13 protein-coding genes are annotated in these 13,317 nt (G+C 49.4%); 10 read left to right on the forward strand and 3 right to left on the reverse strand.

The window, feature by feature from the left end; all coding sequences use genetic code 11:
- Nucleotides 1-4 precede the first annotated feature (4 nt).
- Both AN618_RS09520 and AN618_RS09525 read right to left on the reverse strand, forming a co-directional pair.
- Nucleotides 5-232 carry a sulfurtransferase TusA family protein gene (locus AN618_RS09520; RefSeq protein ID WP_066354337.1) on the reverse strand — a complete coding sequence of 76 codons (228 nt, stop codon included), beginning with the start codon at nucleotides 230-232 and terminating at the stop codon, nucleotides 5-7.
- A gap of 56 nt (nucleotides 233-288) precedes the next feature.
- The gene (locus AN618_RS09525) at nucleotides 289-936 is read right to left on the reverse strand and encodes a YeeE/YedE thiosulfate transporter family protein (RefSeq protein ID WP_066354363.1); all 648 of its coding nucleotides are present in this window, start codon (nucleotides 934-936) and stop codon (nucleotides 289-291) included.
- Between the two features lie 275 nt (nucleotides 937-1,211).
- On the opposite strand from AN618_RS09525, the gene AN618_RS09530 reads away from it, so the two are divergent.
- Nucleotides 1,212-1,460: a sulfurtransferase TusA family protein gene (locus AN618_RS09530; protein ID WP_066354339.1), complete on the forward strand. Its 249-nt coding sequence runs from the start codon at nucleotides 1,212-1,214 to the stop codon at nucleotides 1,458-1,460.
- On the opposite strand, the gene AN618_RS09535 is transcribed toward AN618_RS09530, so the two are convergent.
- Nucleotides 1,441-2,418: a selenium metabolism-associated LysR family transcriptional regulator gene (locus tag AN618_RS09535; protein WP_245628474.1), complete on the reverse strand. Its 978-nt coding sequence runs from the start codon at nucleotides 2,416-2,418 to the stop codon at nucleotides 1,441-1,443. The two genes, AN618_RS09530 and AN618_RS09535, sit on opposite strands and share 20 nt — an antisense overlap.
- A 220-nt stretch (nucleotides 2,419-2,638) precedes the next feature.
- Between AN618_RS09535 and AN618_RS09540 the strand changes: the two genes are divergently transcribed.
- From AN618_RS09540 to AN618_RS13155, 9 genes are all read left to right on the forward strand, one after another.
- Entirely contained in the window at nucleotides 2,639-3,565 is a 927-nt protein-coding gene (locus AN618_RS09540) for an aspartate carbamoyltransferase catalytic subunit (protein WP_066354369.1), read from the forward strand.
- Nucleotides 3,562-4,845, forward strand: a complete 1,284-nt coding sequence (locus AN618_RS09545; protein WP_066354341.1) for a dihydroorotase — start codon at nucleotides 3,562-3,564, stop codon at nucleotides 4,843-4,845. Before AN618_RS09540 ends, AN618_RS09545 begins: the two co-directional genes overlap by 4 nt.
- Nucleotides 4,846-4,931: 86 nt before the next feature.
- Nucleotides 4,932-6,011, forward strand: coding sequence for a glutamine-hydrolyzing carbamoyl-phosphate synthase small subunit (gene carA, locus AN618_RS09550; protein ID WP_066354343.1), 1,080 nt, complete (start codon nucleotides 4,932-4,934; stop codon nucleotides 6,009-6,011).
- A complete protein-coding gene (gene carB / locus AN618_RS09555; RefSeq protein ID WP_066354345.1) occupies nucleotides 6,004-9,207 on the forward strand; it encodes a carbamoyl-phosphate synthase large subunit in 3,204 nt (1,067 codons plus the stop codon). The genes carA and carB overlap by 8 nt, the downstream gene beginning before the upstream one ends.
- A gap of 16 nt (nucleotides 9,208-9,223) precedes the next feature.
- On the forward strand, nucleotides 9,224-10,003 hold the full coding sequence (locus AN618_RS09560; protein ID WP_245628475.1) for a dihydroorotate dehydrogenase electron transfer subunit: 780 nt from the start codon (nucleotides 9,224-9,226) through the stop codon (nucleotides 10,001-10,003).
- Complete coding sequence (locus AN618_RS09565; protein WP_066354348.1) at nucleotides 9,997-10,923, forward strand: dihydroorotate dehydrogenase; 927 nt, start codon at nucleotides 9,997-9,999, stop codon at nucleotides 10,921-10,923. Before AN618_RS09560 ends, AN618_RS09565 begins: the two co-directional genes overlap by 7 nt.
- A 14-nt stretch (nucleotides 10,924-10,937) precedes the next feature.
- Nucleotides 10,938-11,642: an orotidine-5'-phosphate decarboxylase gene (gene pyrF, locus AN618_RS09570; RefSeq protein ID WP_066354350.1), complete on the forward strand. Its 705-nt coding sequence runs from the start codon at nucleotides 10,938-10,940 to the stop codon at nucleotides 11,640-11,642.
- Between the two features lie 14 nt (nucleotides 11,643-11,656).
- Nucleotides 11,657-12,229 (forward strand): orotate phosphoribosyltransferase, encoded by a 573-nt coding sequence (gene pyrE / locus AN618_RS09575; protein ID WP_066354352.1) that lies wholly within the window; start codon nucleotides 11,657-11,659, stop codon nucleotides 12,227-12,229.
- 657 nt (nucleotides 12,230-12,886) lie between these two features.
- Entirely contained in the window at nucleotides 12,887-13,039 is a 153-nt protein-coding gene (locus AN618_RS13155) for a hypothetical protein (RefSeq protein ID WP_157081705.1), read from the forward strand.
- The last annotated feature ends 278 nt before the right edge of the window (nucleotides 13,040-13,317 follow it).

The raw sequence follows: 13,317 nt of genomic DNA on the forward strand, positions 1-13,317 counted from the left end.
CCCCTTATTTTGTTTTTTCAATGTAGATGTACCAATGACCTTCTTCGATTTCCTCGATTTCCACTGGGTAGCCTTCTTTTCTTGCCCATTCGGGAACGTTCTTCATAGCACAGCTGTGGTCTATTTCGACTATCAGTATATCTCCTACATTTAACTCCTTTAATTTGTTTTGGGTTTTTATAAGTGGGACAGGACAAGCCTCACCCAAGCAATCAAGATGAACTTCTGCCATGTTCGATACCCCTTTCGTTGATTTATAATCTCAATGGATTTTAAATCGCATCTTTTTTATTCGGCCTTCCTATAATCCCACCACAGAGCTAGGTAGTAAAGGCCGAATAGTGCCAGGATGGAGCCGAAGAATGCTAATGGCCAACCCAGGACATCTGGCAAAAACACAGCCGGTGAGTTTTTTATGACATTTGCTTTCCACCAGCCAAAATGATACGCGCCGAAGGCTGAACCGATTATGAAAAAAACGAGTGCGAGAAGATTCATCATATAGGCTTCGCCGACTCGCATAAGAGTTCCGGAAGCACATCCACCAGCAATGACTGCACCGATGCCGAATATGATCCCGCCTAACAGCGTGTGGATACCAACAGGGCTTATATTGCCGGGGACGGGTTTTCCGGCCGAAAAAGCGCTGTACTGTATTGCAGAAAAACCTATCAGCGCTACGAGAATTGCTACGATAACCGCCCTGAGCAGGGAAGTACTCCCGGTCAAGAATGGGTCTCTGGTGGCTGCGGTAAAACAGAATCTTGAACGCTGTAAAACGAAGCCCAGAGCTATCCCTATCATCCACCTAATAGCGAGCATTGTTTTTATGTTGGCCAAAAAAACTCCAAATGCTATAATTAATGCTAGAAGAACAATACCGTATCCGATTTGATTTTTCTTTTTAGCTGCGGGTTTTGATTTAATGCTTTGCAACTTTGATTTTAAAGAAGTTTGAGCCTGTTGCTCCACTTTTACACCTCCTTTCTCAAAGTGAAGGATATCACTTTCTCTATTACTAAAATACAATAAGTATGTTCAGATGTAAAATTAATAAAATTTATATTGCTATAAGCTAAACTTATAACTAAGATTCTAGAGTTTGCAGTGTGAGGAGCTTGAAGTGGATTTTTGTTCGCTTGCTGAGAAGATTTTATATCGAAAAGTATCGTGAGAGCTGTTTTCAAGGACGTGCCGGAGGAGTGAAGACAATGGCCGAATATTTTATAAATGCACTGGGAGATATGTGTCCCATACCTAATTCTAAAGTGCAGTCAAAAATAAAAAAACTGCAGCCGGGAGACAGTATAGTCTTTCTTACCGACCACAGTTGTGCTGTTACGACAATAGTAGAAGAGATGAAGAGGAGAGGACTTAAAAGCAGGGTTGAAGAAGTGGACAACGGTATATGGAAATTGACAATAACCATACCTTCTCAGGCTAACAAAAGCCGCGGTTAGGGGAATGCATGAACTTTATAAAGGCTTTAGCCACATTGCTTTGAGCTTTTTCATGTTTATAAGCTATATGAATTTTTTGAAATAATGTTATATTTTCTATTTTTAAAGCCACAAGAGTTTTATTGTATAGTTCTTTTTTTAAAGCCAGTTTCGGCATAATCGATATACCATGTCCGGCTTCCACCGCGGCTTTGATTGAATCAGCGCTGCTTAATTCCATAACTACATTCAGTTGGTTTTTATCTATTCCCAATCTTGATAGATATTTTTCTATCATTTGTCTTGTTCCAGAACCTTCTTCTCGCATAATTAAAGGTTGTTTTAAAAATTCGTCTAAACTCAAAATGTTTCGTTCATCCCAAGGTTTTCTATTGGGCGCTATGACGACCATTTCATCATTTCCAATTTCGCTTGAAAATAAATTTCCGTCAGGCTTTTCACCTTCAACAATAGCAACGTCTATTGTGCCGTTTTTGAGATCCTCTAAGATTTGTCTTCTATTTCCTACTTTTAGCGTAATGTGCGATTCCGGATATTTTTCTTTAAAAATGAAAATGCTACATGGCACTGCGTAACCTCCTACAATGGATGATGCTCCGACTGTTAAGCTCCCTGTTATCGATGCCCGAAAATCTTCCATTTCTTTCTCAAGGGTTTGGTAAAGTGTTACTATTTGTCGGGCATGTTCGTAGAGGATTTTACCTGCTTCGGTTAATTTAATACCTCGATTGGTTCTCTCGAGTAATTGCACTGAAAAATACGTTTCTAATTGTTTTATTTGCTGACTCAAAGCGGGTTGTGTAACAAATAGGAGCTCCGCAGCCCGGGACATGGATTTTGTTTCTGCAATAGCTATAAAAGACTTGAGGGATTGAATGTTCATTTCATCTTCACCCTTTTTCGTCTCTTTAATATTTATAATAGCATATCTTTGAAACATCATACCATAAATCTTCATGTTGACAAATGCTTAGTTCTATGTTATTCTAATCAAAAACAAATCGAATAACGGTCGTTCACCTTTAAACTGGTCCCGTGAGGCTGGTAAGGTGAAAGCTGGGAAGAAAAAGATGAAAGTACAGCCTTTCTCCGCCTGACGGAGGAAGGCTTTTTTCGTAAGCTGGCTTTCGTACCCTGCCGTCTCACCGGCAGGGTTTTTAAATTTGAAGGAGGGAAGGATTTTGCTGAAAAAAAGACACCTTCTCGGCATAAGGGAACTTGAGGCAGAGGAAATTTCGCTTATCCTCCACCAGGCGCTCTCGCTAAAAGAAATCATGGAAAGGGACATCAAAAAGGTCCCCACCCTTAGAGGAAAGGCTGTGGTGAACCTGTTTTACGAGCCCAGCACCAGGACGAGGAACTCCTTCGAACTTGCGGCCAAGTACCTGAGCGCAGATACCATCAATTTTTCAGCGTCGGGGAGCAGCGTCCAGAAGGGGGAAACGCTGAAAGATACGGCGAAGACGTTAGAGATGATGGCGATAGATGCCATCGTGATCCGCCACCAATCCGCGGGGGCCGCGGAATTCTTAGCCCGCCACGTAAGGGTTCCGGTTATAAATGCGGGAGATGGCACCCACGAACATCCGACGCAGGCGCTTCTTGATATGCTCACGGTGCTGGTGAAAAAGGGGACGCTTTCAGGACTGAAGGTGGCTATTGTCGGAGACATACTGCACAGCAGGGTAGCCCGCTCCAACATCTTCGGCTTTACCAAAATGGGATCGAAAGTGTACGTGGCAGGTCCCGGCACGCTGATTCCCGCAGAAGTGGAAAGGTTAGGGGCGGTCCTGGCAAAGGGCGTGGAAGATGCCGTGAGGGATGCCGATGTGGTGATGCCGCTTCGAATTCAGCTGGAGCGCCAAAAGAAGGCCATGTTCCCGACGCCCGGCGAGTACTTCAAGTTCTACGGCATAGACGAAGAGAAGTTGAGACTGGCAAAAGAGGATGCGCTCTTGCTGCACCCCGGACCGGTAAACAGGGGGATAGAGCTGAGTTCTGCCGCCATGGATGGTCCACAATCGCTAATAAACGAGCAGGTTAAAAACGGAGTGGCTGTCCGCATGGCGGTGCTCTATATGCTGATCGGAGGTGAAAGGAATTGAAGGTCCTGCTAAAAGGCGCAAGGGTTTTGGATCCTTCCCGAGGACTGGATGGGATTTTGGACGTTTTGATAGATGGTGAAAGGATAACCCTGATCGGTGAAGACATAAAAGCTGAGGATGCCAAGGTAATTGACCTATCGGGACTTCTGGTAGTTCCGGGGCTTGTGGACATGCACGTCCACCTTCGCGATCCGGGCCTGGAATACAAGGAGGACATAGAAAGCGGTGCGAAGAGTGCGGCAGCCGGAGGATTTACCGCGATAGCCTGCATGCCCAATACCGTGCCGCCGGTGGACAATGCCGCAATGGTGAGCTACATTGCATCGAAGGCGGAAAGGGTGGGGCTTTCCCGCGTCTTCCCCATAGGTTGCATCTCCAAAGGGCGTGAAGGCAGGGAGCTTGCCGAGATGGGCGAGATGGCGATGGCGGGAGCTGTGGCATTTTCCGATGACGGAAATTGCGTTTCCGATGCGTCGCTCATGAGGAGGGCACTGATGTATGCCGGGGATTTCGGTAAGGTCGTAATAGACCACTGCGAGGATCCGACCCTCTCCGCGGGCGGGGTAATGAATGAAGGATACGTATCCACCCTACTGGGCCTGCCCGGCATACCGCGCAGCGCCGAGGAGGTGATGGTCGCAAGGGACGTCATCCTTGCGAAGGAAACTGGAGCTCCGGTTCACATAGCGCACGTCAGCACGAAGGGTTCGGTGGAAATTATAAGAAGGGCTAAGGCGGAGGGGATTCCCGTCACCTGCGAGGTTGCCCCGCACCACCTGGTTTTGACCGAAGATGCGGTTATGGGATACAACACCAATGCGAAGGTGAATCCGCCCCTTCGCACCGAAGAAGACGTAGAGGCTCTGATAGAAGGGTTGAAGGACGGCACCATCGATGCGATAGTCAGCGACCACGCTCCCCATTCGATGGACGAGAAGGATGTGGAATTCGACAAAGCCGCCTTCGGAATTTCTGGACTCGAGACATCGCTGGGGCTCGTCCTAACCTTCCTCGTCGGCGCGGGAAAACTTTCCCTCGAAGAAGTGGTGGAAAAGATGAGCGCAAATCCCGCGAGGATCCTCAAGATAGAGGGCGGTGCGCTGAAAGAAGGGGCACTTGCCGATATTACGGTGATAGACCTAAAGAAAAAGTGGGCGGTGGAAAGCGCCAAATTCTTCTCGAAGGGGAAAAACACCCCCTTTGAAGGCTGGGAGCTCAAGGGCAAAGCGGTCATGACGATGGTGGGAGGAAGGATAGTATATTCGGAAAAACAATATTAAAACGGTGATTGCATAAATATGCATTATAATGTAAAATTATAAATAATACTGTTGAATGTAAAGTCCAAAATTAAAGGAGGTCTTCGATGAAAAGTATTCTCGTCCTTGAAGACGGGAGCGTCTTTGAAGGTAAAGCCCTGGGGCTTACGGGAACCGCATGGGGCGAGCTGGTATTCACAACCGGGATGACGGGCTACCAGGAAACGATCACGGACCCGTCGTACGCGGGGCAGATAGTGGTGATGACCTATCCGCTAATAGGAAATTACGGCTTTTTCGAAGAGTTTACCGAATCGGAAAGGCCCGCCCTTCGGGGCTTGGTGGTTCGCGAGGCCTGGGGAGATCCTCAAGGCGGCTCCGGCGAAAATCTCGACGGCTATTTAAAAAGGCACGGCATAATAGGCATAGAGGGGATCGATACGAGGGCACTTGCGAAAAAGATAAAGGACGGCGGGGTCATGAAGGCGGTGATTTCTACCGAACTGGAGGAGGAAGAAGCCCTGAAACTTCTGCACGAGGTGCCGGCCTTAGAGGATCAGGAACTGGTGAAAGCGGTGACCACAAAGGAGATAAAAACTTACGGCAGAGAAGACGGCATGCCGGTGGCCGTCCTGGATTTGGGCGCAAAAAAGAGCATAGTAAAGTCGCTGGTAGAAAGGGGCTTTCGGGTTACGGTTTTCCCGGCGGATACTCCGGCCAAAGTTTTGGTCGATTTTGAGCCGGTGGGCGTCGTCATTTCCAACGGGCCAGGCAACCCAAAGAAAGCCGATTACGCCGTAAAGACGACAAGGGATCTTTTAGGCAAGCTGCCCCTTTTCGGCATATGCCTCGGCCATCAGATAATAGCTCTAGCTTTAGGTGCGAATACCTACAAACTTAAATTTGGACACCGGGGATGTAACCATCCGGTTAAGGACCTGAGAAAGGACAAAGTGTATATTACCTCCCAGAATCACGGCTTTGCGGTAGATTCTGAGACGCTTCCGGAAGGGGCTGAAGTTACTTTCGTAAATGTGAACGATGGGACTGTTGAGGGACTTTGGATACCGAAATACAGCGTATTTTCGGTGCAGTTCCATCCGGAGGCCTCGCCCGGTCCACTAGATATGGGGCATCTCTTTGACGAATTCATCGCACTGGCAAAAGGGGGAATTGAAAATGCCTAAAGACCCTTCGATAAAAAAGGTAATGGTAATTGGATCAGGACCGATAGTGATAGGCCAGGCCGCGGAATTCGACTATGCCGGAACCCAAGCCTGCATTTCCTTGAAGGAAGAAGGGCTTGAGGTAGTGCTCATAAACAGCAATCCGGCTACGATAATGACCGACTCCGAGATCGCCGATAGGGTTTATATAGAGCCGTTGACGCTGGAATTTGCCGAAAAGGTGATAAGGCGCGAAAAGCCCGATGGCCTTCTGCCGACCCTGGGTGGCCAGGTGGGGCTCAACCTGGCGGTGGAGCTTGCCGAAAGCGGCGTGCTGGCCGAGGAAGGTGTAAAGCTCCTCGGCACTCCCCTTTCGACTATAAAAAAGGCGGAGGACAGAGAAATGTTCAAAAACCTGATGATAGAAATAGGCGAGCCGGTGCCGGAAAGCAGGATTGTTTACAGCGTGGATGAAGCCCTTTCCTTCGCCCGGGAGACGGGTTTTCCCCTCATAGTCAGGCCTTCGTATACCCTGGGCGGAACCGGCGGCGGAATAGCGTATGACGAGGAAGATCTTTTGAAAATCGTGGATATAGGACTGAAACAGAGCCGCATTCACCAGGTGCTCCTGGAAAAGAGCTTACTTGGGATGAAGGAAATAGAATTCGAGGTAATGCGCGACAGCAAGGACCAGTGCATAACTGTTTGCAGCATGGAAAACGTAGATCCCGTCGGCATCCACACCGGCGACAGCATAGTGGTGGCGCCCTGCCAGACCCTCAATGATAAGGAATACCAGATGTTGAGATCGGCGGCGCTGAAGATAATTAGGGCACTAGGTGTTGAAGGCGGGTGCAACATACAGTTTGCCTTGGATCCGAAGACCGGGCGCTACTACGTGATAGAGGTTAACCCGAGGGTTAGCAGGTCCAGCGCCCTGGCATCAAAGGCAACGGGCTACCCCATAGCGAGGATTGCCGCCAAAATAGCAGTAGGCCTTACCCTTGATGAAATAAGAAATCCCGTGACGGGAAAGACCACCGCGTGTTTCGAGCCGGCAGTGGACTACGTCGTAGTCAAGATGCCCCGGTGGCCCTTCGACAAGTTTACCGAAGCCGACAGGACATTGGGAACCCAGATGAAGGCCACAGGAGAAGTGATGGCGATAGACAGGACTTTAGAAGGGGCCTTCATGAAGGCGGTAAGGTCCCTGGAGCAGGGGGTCGTGGACCTTGCGCTGAAAGAAATCGAGGGACTTTCCGCAGATGAACTGAAGGTTAAAATCGCGCAAGCCACCGATGAGAGGCTTTTCGCCATAGCGGAAGCCCTGCGCAGGGGCATCGGCGTTGAAGAGATATCGGATCTTTCGGGCATAGATCCATTTTTCATAAGGAAGATAGAAAATATAGTTAAGCTTGAAGCTGAATTAAAAAGAGAAGGGAAAAATCTCAGCGAAGGGCTCCTCAAAAAGGCAAAGAGGATGGGGTTCCCCGATGTAGTAATAGCCAAGCACACGGGCCTTTCGGAAAAGGAGGTAAAGGAGCTCAGGGATAAATTCTCCATCCGGCCCACCTACAAAATTGTGGACACGTGCGCCGCGGAATTCGAAGCCGAAACCCCTTACTTTTACTCCACCTTCGAAACCGAAAACGAGGCAAAGCCCGAAGGCAAGGAGAGTGTCGTGATTCTGGGAGCGGGCCCCATAAGGATAGGCCAGGGCATAGAGTTCGACTACTGCTGCGTCCATGCGGTCTGGGCGGCTAGAAAGATGGGGTACAGGACTATAATAATAAACAACAATCCCGAAACCGTCAGCACCGATTACAGCACCGCCGACCGGCTGTATTTCGAACCCCTCCACATCGAAGACGTGATGGCCGTCATCGAAAACGAAAAACCCATCGGCGTCATGGTGCAGTTCGGCGGGCAGACGGCGGTCAACCTATCATGGGAGCTGGCGAAAAGAGGTGTAAGGATACTCGGCACGCCGGTAAAGTCCATAGATATAGCTGAGGACCGTGAAAAATTTGACGCCTTCTTAAACGAGCTTTCGATACCGCGTCCCAAGGGCTACGCGGTGAGAAGCTGTGAAGAAGCGTTGGAAAAAGCTGCCCAAATAGGCTTTCCGGTGCTCGTTCGCCCGTCCTACGTCCTGGGAGGCCGGGCGATGGAGATAGTCTACGATATGGACGAATTGAAGGCGTATATAGAAGAGGCGGTGGAGGCGTCGCCGGAAAGGCCGGTGCTCATAGACAGGTACATCTGCGGCACCGAAGTGGAAGTGGATGCGATTTGCGACGGAAAGGAAGTCCTCATCCCCGGAATTATGGAGCACATCGAGCGGGCGGGGATTCACTCCGGAGACAGCATAGCCGTTTGGCCGCCCAGGACGTTGAGTAAAAAGGCGAAGGAGAAAATAGTGGACTACACGGTGAGGATAGCTCTGAAGCTGGGCGTAAAAGGGCTTTTGAATATACAGTTCGTAGTGCGGGGAGACGAAGTGTACGTGCTCGAAGTAAACCCGCGCTCCAGCCGAACGGTGCCGTACCTAAGCAAGATAACGGGTGTCCCCATGGTGGATCTGGCAGCCCGCATAGCCCTGGGCGAAACCTTAGAGAGCCTGGGATACAGGGGTGGTATTTTGCCCGAGCCGGACTTCGTGGCAATAAAGGCGCCGGTCTTCTCCTTCGGCAAGCTCACGCAGGCAGAAATTTCCCTGGGGCCGGAGATGAAGTCCACCGGCGAGGTGCTGGGAATAGAGAGGACCTTCGAAAAGGCACTCTACAAGGCCTTCTTCGCATCGGGTGTAAGAGTACCAAAAAGCGGCGGAATTTTGGTCACTGTGGCCGACAAGGACAAACCCGAAGCAGTAAGGTTGATGAAAGGATTCAAAAATCTAGGATTTGAAATATACGCTACGAAGGGTACCGCAAAAGCATTAAAGGAAGCTGGCATCGATGCAAAAGTAGTTAACAAGTGGGAAGAGGGTTCCCCAAATATAATGGACCTCTTCAGGAATGGAAAGATTAATTTGGTAGTTAATACGTTGAGCCGAGGGGGTGGGTCCAGGAGGGACGGTTTCAAGATAAGGAGGGCTGCAGCGGACGAAGGGATACCCTGCCTTACATCTCTTGACACCGCTTGGGCGCTTTACCGAGCGATTGAGGCTTTAAGCATAGACATTATTCCGCTAGAGAGCATTTCGAAGGGGGGGTGATATTCTGGAAAGCCTGTTGCATCAAGCGGAAATCATCCTTAACGAAAAAGTGGCCCACAGCATATATCTACTTCGTCTCCGCGCCAATAAAGTGGCAGAAAGCGCAAATCCAGGCCAGTTCCTTCACGTTAAGTGCACCAAAGGGCCACATCCTCTGCTCAGGAGACCCTTCAGCATCGCTGATGTCCAAAGAAAAAAGGACACTGCAGACATCATATACCGCGTGGTAGGCGAAGGTACATCGATTTTATCTCAAAAAAAACCGGGAGAGGTGCTGGATCTCATGGGACCGCTGGGGAGGGGGTTCCCCTTGCCCCTGCCGGGGACGCTGCCGTTAATAGTTGGCGGAGGAGTAGGAGTCGCTCCGCTCCTTTTTTTAGCGAAGAAACTTTCGAAAGTGGCGGGCTTGGAAGGTAGGGCCTTCCTGGGCTTTTCCTCGGCACGGGAAACTTTTGGTATGGAAGTTTTCGAATCCTATGGCTTTTCGGTGGAACTCGCCACCGTTGACGGAACTTGTGGCAAAATGGGTTTTCCCACGGAGCTTTTGGAAGATTATTTGAAAAGCGAAAAAAAAGTAAAGGCTATCGTGTACGCCTGCGGCCCCAGGATGCTCCTTTTAAAGGTGAAAGAGATCGCCGCATCCTGCGGCATCCCCGCCTACCTTTCGCTGGAGGAGCGGATGGGTTGCGGGATTGGGGCCTGCCTCGGGTGCGCCGTGAAGTCCGCCAAAGGGGGATATAAAAAGGTCTGCCGGGATGGTCCGGTTTTCGAAGCGGGAGAGGTGGAAATATGGTAGACCTGAGCGTAAAGATAGCCGGAATTTGCCTCAAAAATCCCGTGATGGTAGCATCGGGTACCTTCGGGTTTGCCAGGGAGTATTCGAGGATGTTCGACGTGAATGAGCTCGGTGCGGTAGTTACGAAGGGCATTACCCTCCTTCCCAAAGAAGGCAACCCGCCTCCCAGGCTTTTCGAGACCCCGGCAGGTCTTTTGAATTCGGTAGGCCTCGAAAATCCCGGAGTTGAAGGTTTCATAAGGGATGAGTGGCCGTATCTTAAAAATTTGCAGGTGCCGGTTATAGTCAATATTGCTGGAGAAACCGTGGAGGAATACAGGAGGATAGCGCAGCGCCTTTCACCCCTCGAAGGCATTTCGGCCCTCGAGGTCAACATATCATGTCCCAACGTGGAAAAAGGGGGCATGGCTTTCAGTAGGCACCCTGACAGCGCTTACGAGGTGGTAAGGGCTGTGAAAGAACAATCCCCCTTTCCTGTAATAGCAAAACTCTCTCCAAACGTCTCGGATATCCGCGAGATAGCGCTGGCGGTGGAGGAAGCGGGGGCGGATGCGGTCTCGCTAATAAATACAATGCTCGGGATGGCGGTGGACGTGGAAAAAAAGCGGCCAGTCTTTAAGAGGGTCTTTGCAGGTCTTTCGGGTCCAGCTGTAAAACCTATTGCATTGAGGATGGTGTACGAAGTTTATGAGGCAGTAAAGATACCCATTATAGGCATGGGGGGCATATTCGGTTGGCGCGATGCTGTAGAGTTCATCCTGGCGGGAGCGAGTGCGGTGGCGGTGGGAAGTGCAATTTTTTCCGACCCTGCGGCTCCGCTCAAGATAATCCGCGGTCTTGAAGATTATGCAACGCGAAACCTTAAGACGAGAATTTCGGATTTGGTGGGTCTTGCCCACAGGAATGATGCGGAATTTTGAAGGGGGTTTATCCGGTGGAAGAATATTTTAAAAAGGTAATAATCGCCCTCGACACTAATGAAGAAAAAAAGGCTATTGAAATCGTGAGACTTTTAAAAAACCGCGTGGGGATATTCAAGGTGGGTCTTGAACTCTTCACCGGTGCCGGGCCTTCCATCGTCAGGAGAATAAACGAAGAGGGGTGCCGGGTATTTTTGGACCTCAAATTTCACGATATCCCGAATACCGTCTACGGAGCCGTGAAGCAGGCGGCAAGGCTGGGGGCCTTTTTACTGAATGTCCATGCCTCCGGCGGCAGGAAGATGATGGAGTGGGCGAAAAAAGCGGTTGAGGAGGTCTTTGAAAGTGATAGCGAAAAGCGGCCCAAAATTCTGGCCGTAACGGTGCTCACAAGCCTTGACGTCGAGGACCTGAGGGAGATGAACGTAGAAAAGTCTCCCCGGCAGCAAGTCCTTTCCCTGGCCAAAATGGCAAAGGAAGCAGGACTGGACGGGGTGGTGGCATCTCCCGAGGAAGTCCGTGAAATAAAGGAGGTTTTGGGGAGGGACTTCTTGGTGGTAGCCCCCGGGGTCCGTCCCGCCTTTGCCGCAGCTTTGGACCAAAAGCGGGTTATGAAGCCCCTGGATGCAATACAGGCTGGTGCCGACTACATCGTCATAGGGCGTCCGGTGACGGCGGCGGAAGACCCACTAGTCGCACTCGAAAAAATATTCGATTGAAAGGGGGATAACTCTTGACGCGCGAAGAAATACAGGAGATTTTTGAAAAGGCCGGAGTGCTGCTTACCGGGCACTTTATCCTGACTTCCGGCAGGCACAGCGAAAAATACCTCCAGTGTGCAAGGCTCCTCCAGTATCCCAAGCTTGCCGAAAAAGCCTTGAAGGAGCTGGCACAAAATTTCAGAGAAAGCAAGGTAGACACGGTAATTGGGCCCGCCATCGGCGGCATAATAGTTGCCTACGAAGTGGCAAGGGCTCTGGGCGCAAGGGCCATTTTTGCCGAAAGGGAAAACGATGTGATGACCCTTCGCAGGGGCTTTTCCATAGAGCCGGGAGAATGTGTCCTTGTAGTTGAGGACGTGGTGACTACCGGCGGTTCGGTGAAGGAAGTGATTGACATAGTCCGGTCCTGCGGTGGCGAGGTGGTGGGCGTCGGAGCTCTGGTGGACAGGAGCGCAGGCAAGGTGGACTTCGGGGTGCCGTTTTATTCCCTTTTGAGCATGGAAGTCGAGTCCTATCCCCCTGAAGAGTGTCCCCTCTGCAGAAAAGGCCTGCCAGCCCAAAAGCCTGGAAGCAGGAAGTTATGAATAAGGAAAAATAAACATAAGGAGCGGGAAAAATCCGCTCTTTTTTTTATAAAATAAGGGAACTTTTTGGCGACATAAAACGACTGTATTATAGAGGAGAAAGATTATATTGAACAACAATAAAATTTTTCCAAAAAGTAAAGTAAAACACAGTAGAAAGAGGTGATATTGTGAGTTGATGGTGAGTGTGCTCTGGAGCGTTGCGGACAAAAAAACAAATTATTTTCCGCATTCAGCGGCAAGCGGAAACAACTGGAAAGGAGGGTTGATATGATACGGTTTGCTCCTTTACGGAAGTGTTTATTACGGGTGGCAATGGAATTTACAGCGCACCGTATTAGCAAGGAGTGTAGCCTTTGTAAAGGCCGAATACAGTAACGACCGCCAGATGCTGTTAGCGATGGCGACCGGACCTCTTGAAAGCGAGATTAGACATGGGGCTTTTCCAGATCTAAAGCTGAAAGACATGCGGGTTTATGGCGCAAGGGTGCTCGAGTTATGTAAAGATCCTTGGAAGTAAATGGATTAACCTACAATTGCCACCTCTTCAACGATGACACTAAAACGAATGGATAAAGGACCCGACGAAGGCACCAGGTAGGTACGGTTCAAGCCCCTGGCCGGATAGAATCGATATAAATCGATATAATAGATATAGTGAAAGAAAATGAAAGCAAATTTACAGTCTTTGGAGAAATTGTGGAAATAACCAGCGTCCCCGGCGAGGAGTGGAGAACGCTGATTAAAGCAACCGTTGAAAGAATAAAGGGTAAGTGGCTAATTACGGGGATAGAAGCTCAGGGAATATAAAGATAGCGCGGAAAATAATGTTCAAATTATCTAAAATGTTTTGGAAAAAGCAAAATTTTCAAGACTGTTTGCGGTGGATGTCCAAAACTTTTTTAATGCTAGAAGCTAAGATAGACGGTGAATATCCCGGAGTAGCACTTGCATCAGAATTTTCCGTCCTGAGACTCAAACAAAAAATCAGTGTCAATATCTTTTAAAAATGTCACCTAAAAATGGGCAAAAATGCGGTTAAATATCGTATGAAAATGTCACCTTAAAGAATCAAAAATATGGGGGCT

It is taken from the genome of Fervidicola ferrireducens (assembly GCF_001562425.1).
GTDB lineage: Bacteria > Bacillota > Thermosediminibacteria > Thermosediminibacterales > Thermosediminibacteraceae > Fervidicola > Fervidicola ferrireducens.